Below are 14309 nucleotides of genomic sequence, written 5' to 3' on the forward strand. Positions count from 1 at the left end.
TATAATATTTTCATCTTAGCATAACCGATTCTCGGCAGGCAAAACTTAATATTCAACTGTAATAATAAAAAGCTCAATTGCCTCGTTCAGACACGACTCGCGATGGAGCTAGATTTGACAAAAACGTATAAAATGATCATTAAAAAGAAATTTTAAGATTCCCGGAAAAAGAAAAAAGGCCGCGAACAGGTCGCGGCCCTTAGGGTTTAGCATACGCTCAGTGCGTCGTATGTAATTATTTCACTGCATCCTTAAGTGCTTTACCTGGTTTGAAAGCAGGCACCTTGCTTGCAGAGATTTCGATTTCATCACCAGTTTGTGGGTTGCGGCCTTTACGGGCAGCGCGCTCACGAACTTCGAAGTTACCAAAACCGATTAATTGTACTTTGTCCCCATCTTTTAATGCATTTAAGATTGAATCAAAAACAGCGTCAACTGCTTTTGTTGCATCTTTCTTTGAAAGCTCGCTAGCTTCTGCAACTGCATTGATAAGTTCTGTTTTGTTCATGCCATTCACCTCCTCCCAAAGAGATCCCATTGCTCAGAAAATAAGCATCTTAACTACATTTCTAAACAAAACTTGTGAATTCTATACGTTGCCGGCAGATTTTATTATCCTAGTTTGCAAAAAACTATGATAATGAAACCTAATATCGCTTGAAACCCTGTTGTATAAGGGTTTTTAAGCTACAACGCTAATTCTGTTAAAAGATTATCATAATGTTTTCCTCTTATCAAGATAATTTCAAGAAATAATGGGAATCTTTTCTTCTTTGAAACATATTTGTAATATGTTGACCCTTATTCATTACCCGTAAGTTGCGCCATCAAACATGCAATAATGAATTTTAAGTCTTTCAACCTTAATTCAAAGGACGTCTTCAAGGTCTTTTCTCATATTTCGCTGCTGGCAAGTTATATTAGAAGAGCATTTTGTGTTTGGACAACATAATGGAGTATGAATCAAAATCTCCTAAAAGACAAACAAAAAGACTCCCAAAAGGAGTCCAATTATAATATGATTGCTATTAATCCACCGGAACCTTCGTTGATGATTCTTTCCAGCGTTTCTTTTAATTTATAACGTGCATTTTCAGGCATCAAGCTCAATTTTGCCGAAATCCCTTCTCTGACGATTGAGCTCAAGCTCCTGCCAAAGATATCAGAATTCCAGATTGACAGCGGATCATCTTCAAAATCCTGCATCAGATAGCGAACAAGTTCTTCACTTTGTTTCTCTGTGCCAATGATTGGCGAGAACTCAGATTCGACGTCCACTTTGATCATATGGATTGAAGGTGCTACTGCTCTTAAGCGAACACCGAAACGCGATCCCTGGCGGATAATTTCCGGCTCTTCCAGGCTCATGTCAGTCAAGGATGGTGAAGCAATCCCATATCCTGTCTGCTTAACCATTTTAAGCGCATCAGAAATCTGGTCAAACTCGGTTTTTGCATATGCGAACTCCTGCATCAGTTCAAGCAGATGATCCTTCCCTCGTATCTCTACGCCAACGATTTCTTTCAGAATCTCATCGTATAGATCATCCGGGGCATACAGGTCGATTTCAGCAACACCCTGGCCCATTTCGATACCCGCCAATCCAGCTCTGTCAATGTACTCAAAATCGCTGAATTGATGGACGACCCTGTCTACATCACGCAGCCTCTTGATATCCTTCACAGTCTCTTTGACTGCTTCCTGGTAGCTTTCACGCAGCCAGTGGTTTTCTCGAAGCACCATTACCCAGCTAGGCAGGTTGACATTCACTTCAAGTACAGGGAACTCATACAGGGCTTCCCGCATCACACTGAGAACATCAGATTCACGCATGCTTTCAACACTCATTGCCAGTACAGGGATATCGTATTTATCCGCTAACTGGGCTCGTAATGTTTCTGTATTTGGATGGTAAGGCTGTGCACTGTTCACCACCATGATAAACGGCTTTCCGACTTCCTTGAGCTCTTCAATCACTCTTTCTTCTGCTTCAATGTAATCCTGTCTCGGGATTTCCCCAATTGTCCCATCCGTTGTGATGACGACGCCAAGTGTAGAATGTTCCTGAATAACCTTCCTTGTTCCAATTTCAGCTGCTTCATGGAAAGGGATTGGCTCTTCATACCAAGGTGTGTTGATCATCCTTGGCCCATTCTCATCCTCATAGCCCTTCGCTCCTGGAACTGTATAACCCACACAATCGACGAGCCTGATATTCACATCCAGGCCATCATCCACATGTACAGATGCTGCCTGGTTAGGCACGAATTTGGGTTCAGTAGTCATAATCGTTTTACCTGCTGCACTCTGTGGCAGCTCATCAAGCGCTCTGGCTCTATCAGCCTCATTATTGATATTAGGTAAAACCACCAGCTCCATAAATTTCTTAATAAAAGTGGATTTTCCGGTGCGGACCGCACCTACAACCCCCAGGTAAATATCGCCGCCAGTCCTCTCGGCAATATCCTTAAAAATATCTACCTTTTCCAAGTGATCCCCTCCCGATCATAGAGTTAGTGGGAATAAATTCATCCAAATTAGTAATCTGGGACAGTATATATTTATGATGTTGTCCTATATCAATATGACAATTTTTTTATTTTTTTACCCCCTTATTTTGATTTCACAAAAGAATCCCTTCAATTCCCATATATGAGAACAATTGATATCTTTCTTTAACATGGCTCTGTTAAATTCGGCTGTTGATTTTCGTTCCAGGCACTTCGCTTTCCGCGGGCATTCCGGGAGCCTCCTCGGCGCTTCTGGCGCCTGTGGGGTCTCCCGTGACTTGCTCATCCCGCAGGACATTGATTGAGCTTCCTCGAACCTGCCCACGCACGATGAAACACGTTAGCATTTTCGAAGGAGTCTTCGCGCCTTCCACTACAATCAACAGGAGTTGAAAATTAACATTGGTCTTTAATAGAGCCTAAGACAAAAAAACCCTGCTTCTACAATATATTTTGCAGAATCAGGGTTATGACAAATTTATTAGAAATGCACAAGAGCCTTGCAGCATCAACAGGAAACCCGTATTTAATCCTTCACCAAAAAGACCGGTTCTTTGGTCTCCTGATCGATGGCATATGGCAAGGAATAGGCTGGAACAAACATGGAATTATCTACGAGGATGTCGCGTATATCCACACCTTCTTCAAATTCTTTCTTTGAAGATTTAATAGCCTGGTAGAGATCACTCCGGTAATCCACATAAATCTCTCCTTCTGTAGAGATGATAAAATGCAGGTTCTGGTTTGTGAACGGGCTTACAACCACAGGCTCCTCTTTATAGCCAATTTTTTTGAAATCGAGCGTGTACACATTTTCCGCGACCTTCTCCTTGAATGGTGGATAGCCTGTGGCATTGATCCGCATTTTTATCTCACGGATCGTCTCTGCCATTCTTAAATCGAGCAGCTTTACTGTCGGATCTGTTTCTGCATCAACAAGGACATATTGAAACAGTCCACCATTTTCATAGGCATTGCCTGGAGACTCGGCCATATATCTTGGAACAATTTTCTTAAAATCTATAGGATACTTTTGGTAAATAGGTGTCTCTGCATCTTTTGTCTTGATTGGCAGCAGACCGCCTTTTGCTTCCTTGTACTGGTCAACTGCAGACTGGACACTGTCAAGCTGATCCTTATAGGGCACTTGATTCTGTACTAGCTTTTCTTCCGGATACATACAACCAGTCAACGTAACTACGACAAGGATGGCCGCCAGATAAAAACAAATTTTCTTCATTGATCCCAACCCTTTTAACCTATGTATTTTATTCACTCGTAGGGCCGCTGAAAACGACAAAGAAAATTATCAGCCCTGCGATGATCATCAATATGTAGGCAATGATTGCCGTGGCTATTTTGAAAAAGCCTTTTAACTTGTAGCGGCTTAAATAAATGGCAAACAAAGACAGTATCATACTTCCCATACCAACAAAAGAAATATACATCTTCAATAATGCGGGTGACAAAATAAACCCCTCCCTTTTCCGAGAAGTATTATAACATAAGCAGCAATCACGCATGCAAATAAATCTTTTTTCAATGCTCTTTTCTCAAAGGTTTGTTGCTAGTGACTGCAAATTTGGATTGAATGACCAATGTTTCTCTACAAAATTAAAGCTTATTATGAAAACAGCCTTTTTTAAGGCTCTTTTCTCAAACTTTGTTGCTAATGACTGAAAAATTTGAATAAATGACCAATGTTTCCCTATAAAATTTAAGCTTATTATGAGAAAAGAGCTTGCAAACTTAATACCGACCTACTAATTGGCTTTTCATCACTTTAAAATCGGCTTTAGAATTTTAACAATAACCCTTACAAAACAGCCCTTTTAGCAGCAAAAAAAAGCTGAAGTAAAGAAGGGGCGGACAACTTTACCTCAGCCTACATGACTAAATACCCTTACACCCAGTTCAAACCACTAGTTTGCTTCGTTTGCATCTTATGCAAGCATTATGGAAATCGCATCCTCGAATGCCCATATTGACAACATTATTCAGTAGAAAATTTTTCTAAGTCAGATTTTCCCGCCAAGAATGTCAGCCAGGTCTTCCATTTCGTGTGTTTTCTCCCGGGACATCAACCCATCAACAGCGTCCTTCGGATTGACGCCATCGAAAAGGATATTATATAGCGCATTCGTTATTGGCATATTGACTCCGTACTTTCCTGCGAGCTGATACGCTGCCTTCGTAGTCCGGACTCCTTCTACGACCATACCCATGTTCTCAAGGACTTCCTCAAGGTTCTGGCCTTTACCAAGCAGATTCCCCGCCCGCCAGTTCCTGGAATGGACGCTCGTACAAGTAACAATCAAGTCTCCGATCCCTGTCAACCCTGAAAAGGTCAATGGTCTTGCCCCCATTTTGACACCAAGCCGGGCGATCTCCGCAAGACCCCTGGTAATTAAAGCTGCCTTAGCGTTATCTCCATAACCTAATCCATCTGATATCCCGGCAGCAAGAGCAATAATATTTTTTAATGCCCCGCCAATTTCCACACCGATCAAATCCGGATTCGTGTAAACCCGGAAATTATTATTGATGAACAGGTCCTGGATTTTCTCGGCCGCTCCCATGTTTTTCGAAGATACAGTTACCGTTGTAGGGTGGCGCAGGCTTACCTCTTCTGCATGGCTTGGACCGGATAAGACTACAACACTTTCCAACAAGTCCTCTGGCATTTCTTCTTCGATCATTTCGGAAATACGAAGCAAGGAATCAGGTTCAATCCCTTTGCTGACGTGGACGATGACCAAAGGTTCAGAGGTAACCTCAGTCATCTTCCTGATTACTTCCCGGATCGCTTTTGTAGGAACCGCCAAAACCACTGTACTGATGCCGTCCAATGACTCTTGAAGTGAAGAATGCCCAAAGATGGTTGCTGGCAGAGTAATTTCAGGAAGATATTTCTTGTTGGTATGGTGGAGATTGATTTCATCAATTTGCACTGGATTGTGCCCCCAAAGACGAACCTCATGCCCATTGTCGGCAAGGACCATAGCCAAAGCCGTTCCCCAGCTCCCGGCCCCAAGAACCGCTACTTTCTCACTCTTCCTTTCCATTTAAACCACAACCTTTATCTTATTTTCTTTGTCTCGCAAATATCTTGATTGGTGTGCCTGTAAAATCAAAGGCATCCCTGATCCTGTTTTCAAGGAATCGTTCATAAGAAAAATGCATTAATTCAGGTTCATTGACAAAGACAACAAATGTAGGCGGCTTTACCGATACCTGTGTCGCGTAATATATCTTCAGCCTTTTCCCTTTGTCCGTAGGAGTTGGATTCATCGCAATAGCATCCATGACAACTTCATTCAAGATATTTGTCTGGACCCTCATAGCATGGTTTTCACTGGCCATATCAATCATCGGCATCAATGTGTGGATTCTTTTCTTTGTTTTTGCCGACAAGAAAACAATTGGGGCATAGCTCAGGAATTGGAAGTGAGCACGGATTTGTTCCTCGAATTCCTTCATTGTCTTTTCATCTTTTTCGATTGCATCCCATTTGTTTACAACGATGATGACTGCGCGGCCTGCTTCCTCGGCATACCCGGCAATGTGCTTATCCTGCTCGATAATGCCTTCTTCGGCATTTATGACAACGAGGACTACATCAGTACGCTCGATCGCCCTTAACGCTCTCAAAACACTATATTTTTCAGTTGTTTCGTACACTTTCCCTTTTTTGCGCATACCCGCGGTATCAATAATGACATATTTTTGCCCATTGTAAGTTACTTGTGAGTCAATCGCGTCTCTCGTCGTTCCCGCAATATCACTTACAATAACACGGTCTTCCCCTAAAATCGCATTCACTAAAGAAGACTTCCCAACATTCGGGCGGCCAATCAAGGAAAATTTGATCGCATCTTTATCATATTCATCTTCTTTGTTCTTTGGAAAATGCTTAGCTGCCTCATCCAGCAAATCACCCAGACCCAGTCCATGCGAACCCGAAATCGGGAATGGCTCTCCGAAACCAAGAGCATAAAAGTCGTAAATCATGTCTCTCATTTCCGGATTATCAATTTTATTGACCGCCAGGACCACTGGCTTATTGGAACGATAAAGGATTTTTGCCACTTCTTCATCAGCGGACGTTACTCCTTCTCTGCCGTTCACAAGGAAAATGATTACATCTGCCTCATCAATGGCAATTTCAGCCTGCTGGCGGATTTGATCCAAAAACGGCTCGTCCCCTAAATCTATCCCGCCAGTATCAATAATGTTAAAATCATGTGTCAGCCATTCAGCTGAACTGTATATACGATCCCTCGTTACTCCAGGAATATCTTCAACGATCGAAATACGTTCACCAACGATTCGGTTAAAAATCGTAGACTTGCCGACATTCGGACGCCCAACGATAGCTACCACTGGTTTCGTCATGAACATCACCCTTTCAAAATTCTATTGTGCAGGTCCAGGACCTGAGCCATAACAATGTCAAACTCAAAACTTTTTATAGTTCTCATTATTAATTTAATGCCTTGACGACATTTATAAAATAAACCCTTCTTGATATACAGAAGGGTCTGGCTTAATCAGTTTATCAAAAGATGCCTTAAACAGGCAATGAAAACATTTCTTGTCAGTGTTTTACGATAATATAGAGCTCGTCCGTCAGTGCATGAGCGATTCCATCCAAGATCGCTTCAAGGTTGGCAGCAACCTTCTCCATTTCTTCCTTTGAATCGCAATGAAAAACGGCTGTACCCGCTGGCATTTTTTTAGGGTTTGTAGTGATGGCGGCAAGGACGAATTTTTCCAGCATCATTGAGCCCCACTCCCTTCATTGCTCTTTTTTTCAGAAGGCATCCTTATGGCATTCTCCAGTGTTGGCACATCACCAATAACCATTAAGGCCCGTTCAATATCCCGTTCCTGCGGCAGCACGAAAACTCCTACTCTGCCATCGTCAAGGTCCCTCTTCGCCAACGGAACGAGCGCTGGTGTGCCTGAATCGCGATAAACGCCAAGTGCAGTTGACAAGTCATGCAGCACAGCCTGCCTCTGCCCAAGATTCGCAATTGTAGAACGAGCATTCATGTTTTTTGGTTTTAAAATAAACCCCATCCCATAACGAAGTACTTCTTTCTGCCTTTCAGGAAGACCAATATTCATAATATAGATATTATCCACATACAGCCCTGCACCATCAAACCTTGGTTCCATATATTCGATTTCAACAATGTCCTTCAGCTTTCCCCCTGACATCAACTTATGGGATATTACCACCGCGATCACTGCTGCAATGATCCCAGCCCAAATATTAAAAATCAGGTAGGCGAGCGTGCTGACAAGGGAAGTGAAGATCACTAGGTAATTACGGCTCTCAAAAGCAATCGCAATGCCTTCAATATATGTCTTTCCGCGGGAAACAAGTTCATAGCTATCGAGTTCGGTAAGAGTGTTTCTCTCCATGTTCCTGACTTCCCTGAATTGTGACGCAGCAAGGGTCAAAAAGGTAATCGCCGTGAACTCTTCCTCCATGATTGCAGGACCTGCAACAGTGCCAAGCCCTGCCGCGATGAATCCGAGAGCTACATGAATGATTTTCCCGTGTAAATATGTTGGATACTGACGATAATCGGTCCTAAGCATAAAAAGCCTCGATAAGGTCCCTATAGCAATTCCAAATACGATTGGTAACGTATATTCATTCATGAAGTCTTTTGTTCCTCCCCTTCAACTTGATTTATTGCACTGCCGGACACGACCGCAATCATTGATTCAATAGCTGACCAGGCGAGGAGAAGTCCAAGAGAAATGAACAGGAGGTCCATAAATCCCATGGAAGCAGCAGCATAAGGAAAATCAAATTTCCAAAGAATCGCAGAAAACAATAGATCTCCCTGCAAAAATCCTGAAATCAACGCTAATATACGGTCTTGCCTTTCTTTATGTAACAGGACGGCCAGATAAAACCCTGCTGCTCCAAGCATGATTTTTCGATCGAATAATACCCAAATCGGGTCAAATAATTCGAACATCAAGAAACTTGTGTACGCAAGCATGATAATAAATGAAGTTAAAAATAAATATAAAAATGAGCCTGTCTTTTTTCGTCTTGTTTCGAGAAAAATAAAAAAGGCAATTGCTACAGCAGATAGATGCATCTCGAAAATAAAAACATCGACCGTGTATGGTGCAGCTAAAATGACGGCCAGCAAGATAACTGCCGACTTAAGTCTCAGCGGATTGTTTTTATTCATGAAGAAAGTAGTCCAAACCCAACCGATCCAAGCAAGCCAATAAAAGTACAACCCTTCCATTCAACCCCTCCTATCATTTCCATTATGGTAAACCGTTATGTAATTTAATCTTTTTTGTATAAAGTTTTTTAGCTGTTCCATGTTAAGAAAAGCAGTATCTTTTTTACAGCTGGAAAACAGGAAAAGATAGGAGAACCTTTAATAGGAAATAGCCCCGCTAAGCTGACTATTTCCTGTGTGAATTTCAAATCATTCAGGAGGTGAAAATATGGGTAGAGACAGACAGGAAAAGAAACTCAAAAAGAGCGGAAGAGTGGAGTCCGACCGCGACCAGGCATTACACTATCCAGGAGCAACTAAATTGCAAAGCCCTGAAGAAGCTCGGTCGTTAAATGACGGGAAGTATAGTTAAAAGTGTTAATTATTCGACAAAACAGGAATATATACCGGAAGGATCAACTTAGGAAAAAAGATTAAAAACCTGAGTTGATTGGAGTGGAGGGCGCGAAGACTCCTCCGGAAATGCTAACGCATTTCCATCGTGCGTGGGCAAATTCGAGGCAGCCAATCAGTGTCTGCGGGATCAGCTGGACAGGTGAGACCCCGCAGACGCCATCTGCGGGGAGGAGGCTCAGTTCCAGCCCCAAGGAAGAATTGCTTATGAAAAAGACGGCAGTTGGTCTTTTTCATATTCTTCCCGCGGAAAGCGAAGCGCCTGGAACGGAAATCAACGGACCATTATTCAATCCATACAAAAAGAGAAGAGGGTATCCAAAAGTATTTTCATTACTTTTTGAACACCCTCTTCTATATGGTTATCAATTCAATTTTATTGCCTTCTAGCAAATGTACTCGTATTTATCCCTCTTTGTTCAAGCCAGTGATGGGTATCTCCCGCTATCACCAGAGGCACGTTTTTTAGTTCCTCAATTGTATGTACTCCAAGTGCTGTCATAATGACAGCAATTTCTTCTTTAATCATATTGATTTCCCTGATCAGCTCTTCTGTTCCATTCTCCATCAAGGTCTTAAGCAAGTATCCTGCCATAGCAGCCGCGTCTGCACCAGCAGCAAGGGCTTTAACTATATCCAGGCTAGTCTGTATTCCGCCTGAAGCTATAACAGAAAGTTCTTGTGAAGCAGATTTTGTTTCAATAATCGAGGCTGCAGTCGGTATTCCCCAATCCTCAAAAAACGTCAATAAACGGTTCCTCCGCTTATTTTCTATTTCCGCAAAATTGGTGCCGCCAAATCCGCCAACATCAACATAGCGTATACCTGATGATAAAAGAGCTGCAGCAGTCTCGGCACTTATGCCAAACCCTACCTCTTTCACAACTACCGGGACCCCGACACTTTGTTGAATTTCTTTAATTCTTGCTAGCGCACCTGCAAAATCCCTATCTCCCTCAGGCATGGTCAATTCCTGCACTACGTTCAAGTGGATTTGCAGGGCATCTGCCTGGATCATATCGATTGCGGCTCTTGCCTGCCCCACTGTTGCCTCACTGCCCAAATTGGCAAGGATAATGCCGTTTGGATGCATTTCCCTTACAACTTCATAACTTCTTCGTTCACCCGGATCCTTCAGCGCAGCCATCTGTGATCCAACGGCGATGGCTGATCCAGTCTCTCTTGCCGCTATTGCCAATTCTCGGTTGATTCGGTAAGTTCGCTCTCCGCCGCCGCCTGTCATGGCATTTATAAAAATTGGCGAACTTAAAGAAAGTTCGCCAATTTCAGTTTCCAATTTTACTGAACCAAGATTTGATCCAGGCAAGCTTTGGTTTACAAACTTAATGTCATCAAAACCGGTTAGGCGCTTCTGGCCTGTTTCAAGGGCATATTGGATATGGTCCCATTTACGTTTTGATCTTGACACGATATATCACCATTACTGTTTAAGATTCTTTAACTTGTCACCGATCATATCACCTAAGCTGAAGCCCTTTGTTTCCTCAGGAAGTTCATAGTCGAACGCCTCATTGCTTTCTCTTTCCTCGAACTCCTTCATGCTAAGTGATAGTCTCTGATCTTCCTTGTTAACTTCAAGCACCTTTACTTTTACAGTCTGCCCTTCTTGAAGGACTTCATGCGGCGTACCGATATGCTTATGAGAAATTTGTGAAATATGGACGAGGCCTTCAACCCCAGGGAATACTTCAACAAATGCACCGTAAGAAACCAAACGCTTCACTGTTCCTTCCAAAGTGCTGCCCTTCGGAGCTTTCTCATCAATATCAGACCATGGTCCAGGCAGTGTTTCTTTGATAGAAAGAGAAATACGCTCATTGTCACGATCCACGCTCAACACTTTAACTTGAACCTGCTGACCTTCCTCGACAACGTCAGATGGCTTTTCTACATGCTCGTGGGAAAGCTGTGAAATATGGACAAGTCCATCAACTCCTCCGATATCCACGAACGCTCCAAAGTCTGTGATTCTTTGTACTGTACCCTCAATAACTTGCCCAGACTGGATAGCCGCAAGCAAGTCCTGCTTTTGCTTTCCTTGTTCTTCTTCTACTACTGCACGGTGTGAAAGAATCAAACGGTTCTTCTCCTGGTCAAGCTCTACAATTTTGAAACTTAGCGTCTTCCCTTTGTAATCAGAGAAATCTTCCACAAAGTAAGATTCTACAAGTGATGCCGGTACGAAACCGCGAACGCCAAGATCCACTACCAGTCCGCCCTTAACGACATCTTTCACTTCTGCCTCGAAAACTTCGCCACTCTCAAATTTGCCTTTTAGTTCTTCCCAAGCTTTTTCTGCATCTACTTTTCTCTTAGAAAGAATCAAAGCTTCTTCTTCAACCTTTTGTACTTCCAAATCCAACTCATCCCCGACAGAAACCGCATCTTCAGCTTTTTCAACGTGAAGGCTGGATAGTTCACTGATCGGAATGATGCCGTCTAGCTTGCTGCCTTCGATATCTACTAAAACTTGCTTTTCTTCCACTTTTGTTACTTGGCCTTTAACTCGGTCTCCTGCCTTAAAGTCTTTTACCTCAATTTGGTTCATATCTTCTGACATATGTACTCCTCCTTAATCCATGACTGCTGCAATATATGCATTGTGGCGTAAAGCCACTTTAAAAACACAATAATTAGCCACTAAGTGAAAATTCTAAAAATATCTCTTCTTAATAACTTCTTACAAACAGACATTTTTGTCAAGCAAGAAACATTACTTATACTTGTTAATCAGTTCCTGGATTTCACCCATGATCAAGTCAGTTGTCTGTTCTGCATTTAACTTTTTTTCTTTAATAGATTCCATATCGATAGGCTTTCCATATACCACCTTCAATTTCTTGAATGCTTTGTATGGACCGATGATTGCGCACGGTACGACATGAGCATCAGACCGGAGCGCAAAGAAGCCAGCTCCTGCAAGCCCTTTACCCATTTCACCTGTCTTGCTTCTTGTTCCCTCTGGAAACAGACCTAAAACCTTTCCATCCTTTAAAATTCCAAGACCTTTTCTTAAAGCTTCCCTGTCGCTCATTCCCCTTTTGACAGGGAAAGCATTCAGGTGAGGAACAATTTTCCCAAGTACAGGAACAGAGAAAAGCTCTTCCTTCGCCATAAAATGGACGGGACGAGGTGCTGTGATCCCAACTACCGGGGGATCAAGATTGTCAATATGATTGGCACATAACAGCACACCGCCATCAGCAGGCATATTTTCTTTGCCAATTACCTCAATTCGATAAATTGGACTCAAAACTGAATTTACTAGAGATCTTACAAACGAATAAACCGTCAATTTCACCCGATCCTTTCAAGCGCCAATTCCATAATTTTCTCTACAACATCCTGGATTGACAAAGAGGTTGTATCTATTTCGACTGCATCCTCCGCTTTTTTCAATGGAGCCACTTCCCGCTCAGAATCAATTTTGTCACGCGCGGCAATCTCTTCTTTAAGCTTTTCAAGATCAGACGGGAATCCTTTTTGGATATTCTCTGCATGCCGGCGTTGCGCCCTTTCTTCAACACTCGCAAGTAAAAAGACCTTTACCTCGGCATTCGGCAATACATGTGTGCCGATATCCCTTCCGTCCATCACTACACCGCCATCAACTGCGAACTGCTGCTGTCGATTCACCATTTCTTTCCTGACAAATTCATGCACGGCTACATATGATACTTGATTGGTAACTTCCGCGCTCCTGATCTCATTGGTGACCTCGATTCCATCAAGCAAAACCATCTGACCTGATTCTCCAGGCATAAGCACAATAGAGGTATCATTTAAGATTTCAATCAACCGTGCTTCGTTATCCAGGCTGGCTCCTTTATTTAAAGCCTTGTATGTAAGTGCCCTGTACATCGCACCTGTATCGATGTATATATATGTAAGTTTTTCGGCTACAATTTTGGCAACCGTACTTTTTCCTGCTGCTGCAGGACCGTCTATGGCAATTGAAATTCGTCTCATATTTCCTCCTGGTACACTTCTAGTTGTTACTATAATATTCTCTTATATTTTAACACAAAAATCTTTTAATCCTCGCTAATCAACACTTTTTTTGAGGCACTTTTCTAAACTTTGCCTGCACCCATACTACTAAAGGAATCAATCCTTTTCAAAAGTGAATCGAAAGCACTTTTTTTAAGCGGTTTTAAACCGCCAATTTAAAAAGTAAGCAGGCTTCCAACCTGCTTACTCTTTGCTTCTTATGGAATTCAGGACTTCTGAATGGTTATTTTCCGTTACACCCTCGTATTGGGTAATTTCTTTAAGCTCTGGAAAAGCATTGATTTCATGGAAGAAAATTTGGGCGATAATTAAAAAAACAAACTGGATGATAGCGATTTTGATAAGGATTCTTTCAAATGTTTTCATTTCCAATGCTCCCGTAAAAATCTTTTATTCTATTATTGGAGCATTTCCAGGTATTTATTCCTTTTAGACAGGAAGTCCTTTTTTCTTCATTTCAAGCTGTCTTTCAAAGCAGAATCTCAGAAGCATCTGCCTGTCGGTACCAGAGGAATCAAAGAATTGGACAGAAGCCTTGTTCATATGTCCTTCACCTTCGATGATTCGAACTACTTTTCCATGGAACTTCCTGTATTCAAATTCTCCACTCTGCATCGGGAGGACAATCCAGCACTCAACCTCCATACCCTGCTTCAGGCTGCTTTTTTTACCAATCAGCAATGCAGCTCCACCAGCGCTGATATCATCCGTTACTGTTGTAAATGGAGTGAATTCTCCCTTGCCAGAGTAAACAGCTACATCCACCGAGGTTTCAACCCGGACAAATTGCCTGCGCTGAATTTTAATGAGTCGGTCCTTGCCTGGATACGACAGAATCACCATCGGGATATTAAGCTTGACCCTTCCTTTGACTTCCGTGTCAAAATAATAATGAGAACCTGAATCTGTAACAAAATTAGCCTTTAACGGTGTACCCTCAAGCAAGAACACTGTTCTGTTGGTATTCAAGTTTACAGGATAATCAATAAATAAATCATTGCCCTGGCGCTCAACGAGTTTACACTTATATTGTTCAAAACTGTCAGAATATCTATGCTCAAGGATTATGTTATCACCGATTTTTATCATAGCT

General features: G+C 42.2%; 17 protein-coding genes. 2 read left to right on the forward strand and 15 right to left on the reverse strand.

Going from position 1 to position 14309, the window contains the following annotated elements:
* Positions 1 to 235: 235 nt before the first annotated feature.
* From J7I80_RS07465 to J7I80_RS07505, 9 genes are all read right to left on the reverse strand, one after another.
* Positions 236 to 508 (reverse strand): HU family DNA-binding protein, encoded by a 273-nt coding sequence (locus tag J7I80_RS07465; RefSeq protein ID WP_023627533.1) that lies wholly within the window; start codon positions 506 to 508, stop codon positions 236 to 238.
* A gap of 503 nt (positions 509 to 1011) precedes the next feature.
* Positions 1012 to 2490, reverse strand: coding sequence for a stage IV sporulation protein A (spoIVA, locus tag J7I80_RS07470; protein ID WP_192470604.1), 1479 nt, complete (start codon positions 2488 to 2490; stop codon positions 1012 to 1014).
* A gap of 546 nt (positions 2491 to 3036) precedes the next feature.
* Positions 3037 to 3750, reverse strand: a complete 714-nt coding sequence (locus J7I80_RS07475; protein ID WP_214737122.1) for a hypothetical protein — start codon at positions 3748 to 3750, stop codon at positions 3037 to 3039.
* A 28-nt stretch (positions 3751 to 3778) separates the two neighbouring features.
* A complete protein-coding gene (locus tag J7I80_RS07480; RefSeq protein WP_167831376.1) occupies positions 3779 to 3979 on the reverse strand; it encodes a DUF2768 domain-containing protein in 201 nt (66 codons plus the stop codon).
* Between the two features lie 549 nt (positions 3980 to 4528).
* On the reverse strand, positions 4529 to 5575 hold the full coding sequence (locus tag J7I80_RS07485; protein ID WP_214737124.1) for an NAD(P)H-dependent glycerol-3-phosphate dehydrogenase: 1047 nt from the start codon (positions 5573 to 5575) through the stop codon (positions 4529 to 4531).
* Between the two features lie 19 nt (positions 5576 to 5594).
* Positions 5595 to 6905, reverse strand: a complete 1311-nt coding sequence (gene der / locus J7I80_RS07490) for a ribosome biogenesis GTPase Der (protein ID WP_214737126.1) — start codon at positions 6903 to 6905, stop codon at positions 5595 to 5597.
* Positions 6906 to 7107: 202 nt separating this feature from the next.
* The gene (locus J7I80_RS07495; protein ID WP_214737128.1) at positions 7108 to 7293 is read right to left on the reverse strand and encodes a capping complex subunit for YIEGIA; all 186 of its coding nucleotides are present in this window, start codon (positions 7291 to 7293) and stop codon (positions 7108 to 7110) included.
* Positions 7290 to 8183 carry a YIEGIA family protein gene (locus J7I80_RS07500; RefSeq protein ID WP_214737131.1) on the reverse strand — a complete coding sequence of 298 codons (894 nt, stop codon included), beginning with the start codon at positions 8181 to 8183 and terminating at the stop codon, positions 7290 to 7292. The genes J7I80_RS07495 and J7I80_RS07500 overlap by 4 nt, the downstream gene beginning before the upstream one ends.
* Entirely contained in the window at positions 8180 to 8791 is a 612-nt protein-coding gene (locus J7I80_RS07505; protein ID WP_214737133.1) for a YphA family membrane protein, read from the reverse strand. The genes J7I80_RS07500 and J7I80_RS07505 overlap by 4 nt, the downstream gene beginning before the upstream one ends.
* A 208-nt stretch (positions 8792 to 8999) precedes the next feature.
* On the opposite strand from J7I80_RS07505, the gene J7I80_RS07510 reads away from it, so the two are divergent.
* Positions 9000 to 9143 carry a YpzI family protein gene (locus tag J7I80_RS07510; RefSeq protein ID WP_125480618.1) on the forward strand — a complete coding sequence of 48 codons (144 nt, stop codon included), beginning with the start codon at positions 9000 to 9002 and terminating at the stop codon, positions 9141 to 9143.
* A gap of 248 nt (positions 9144 to 9391) precedes the next feature.
* A complete protein-coding gene (locus tag J7I80_RS07515) occupies positions 9392 to 9574 on the forward strand; it encodes a hypothetical protein (RefSeq protein WP_214737135.1) in 183 nt (60 codons plus the stop codon).
* On the opposite strand, the gene fni is transcribed toward J7I80_RS07515, so the two are convergent.
* From fni to J7I80_RS07545, 6 genes are all read right to left on the reverse strand, one after another.
* The gene (gene fni / locus J7I80_RS07520) at positions 9561 to 10613 is read right to left on the reverse strand and encodes a type 2 isopentenyl-diphosphate Delta-isomerase (protein ID WP_214737137.1); all 1053 of its coding nucleotides are present in this window, start codon (positions 10611 to 10613) and stop codon (positions 9561 to 9563) included. The two genes, J7I80_RS07515 and fni, sit on opposite strands and share 14 nt — an antisense overlap.
* A 12-nt stretch (positions 10614 to 10625) precedes the next feature.
* Positions 10626 to 11765, reverse strand: coding sequence for a 30S ribosomal protein S1 (gene rpsA, locus J7I80_RS07525; RefSeq protein ID WP_214737139.1), 1140 nt, complete (start codon positions 11763 to 11765; stop codon positions 10626 to 10628).
* A gap of 153 nt (positions 11766 to 11918) precedes the next feature.
* A complete protein-coding gene (locus J7I80_RS07530; protein ID WP_214737141.1) occupies positions 11919 to 12500 on the reverse strand; it encodes a lysophospholipid acyltransferase family protein in 582 nt (193 codons plus the stop codon).
* Positions 12501 to 12502: 2 nt separating this feature from the next.
* Positions 12503 to 13174, reverse strand: coding sequence for a (d)CMP kinase (cmk, locus tag J7I80_RS07535; RefSeq protein WP_214737142.1), 672 nt, complete (start codon positions 13172 to 13174; stop codon positions 12503 to 12505).
* Positions 13175 to 13399: 225 nt separating this feature from the next.
* Positions 13400 to 13582 carry a YpfB family protein gene (locus J7I80_RS07540; RefSeq protein ID WP_214737144.1) on the reverse strand — a complete coding sequence of 61 codons (183 nt, stop codon included), beginning with the start codon at positions 13580 to 13582 and terminating at the stop codon, positions 13400 to 13402.
* A 63-nt stretch (positions 13583 to 13645) separates the two neighbouring features.
* Entirely contained in the window at positions 13646 to 14305 is a 660-nt protein-coding gene (locus J7I80_RS07545) for a flagellar brake protein (RefSeq protein ID WP_214737146.1), read from the reverse strand.
* Positions 14306 to 14309: the final 4 nt, after the last annotated feature.

This window comes from Bacillus sp. ISL-41 (genome assembly GCF_018613235.1).
Classification (GTDB): Bacteria; Bacillota; Bacilli; order Bacillales; family Cytobacillaceae; genus Mesobacillus.

Coding starts and splice junctions, on each gene's coding strand:
- J7I80_RS07465 (WP_023627533.1), bottom strand. CDS start 508: ATGAACAAAACAGAACTTATCAATGCAGTTGCAGAAGCTAGCGAGCTT.
- J7I80_RS07475 (WP_214737122.1), bottom strand. CDS start 3,750: ATGAAGAAAATTTGTTTTTATCTGGCGGCCATCCTTGTCGTAGTTACG.
- J7I80_RS07485 (WP_214737124.1), bottom strand. CDS start 5,575: ATGGAAAGGAAGAGTGAGAAAGTAGCGGTTCTTGGGGCCGGGAGCTGG.
- der (WP_214737126.1), bottom strand. CDS start 6,905: ATGACGAAACCAGTGGTAGCTATCGTTGGGCGTCCGAATGTCGGCAAG.
- J7I80_RS07495 (WP_214737128.1), bottom strand. CDS start 7,293: ATGATGCTGGAAAAATTCGTCCTTGCCGCCATCACTACAAACCCTAAA.
- J7I80_RS07500 (WP_214737131.1), bottom strand. CDS start 8,183: ATGAATGAATATACGTTACCAATCGTATTTGGAATTGCTATAGGGACC.
- J7I80_RS07505 (WP_214737133.1), bottom strand. CDS start 8,791: ATGGAAGGGTTGTACTTTTATTGGCTTGCTTGGATCGGTTGGGTTTGG.
- J7I80_RS07510 (WP_125480618.1), top strand. CDS start 9,000: ATGGGTAGAGACAGACAGGAAAAGAAACTCAAAAAGAGCGGAAGAGTG.
- J7I80_RS07515 (WP_214737135.1), top strand. CDS start 9,392: ATGAAAAAGACGGCAGTTGGTCTTTTTCATATTCTTCCCGCGGAAAGC.
- rpsA (WP_214737139.1), bottom strand. CDS start 11,765: ATGTCAGAAGATATGAACCAAATTGAGGTAAAAGACTTTAAGGCAGGA.
- cmk (WP_214737142.1), bottom strand. CDS start 13,174: ATGAGACGAATTTCAATTGCCATAGACGGTCCTGCAGCAGCAGGAAAA.
- J7I80_RS07540 (WP_214737144.1), bottom strand. CDS start 13,582: ATGAAAACATTTGAAAGAATCCTTATCAAAATCGCTATCATCCAGTTT.
- J7I80_RS07545 (WP_214737146.1), bottom strand. CDS start 14,305: ATGATAAAAATCGGTGATAACATAATCCTTGAGCATAGATATTCTGAC.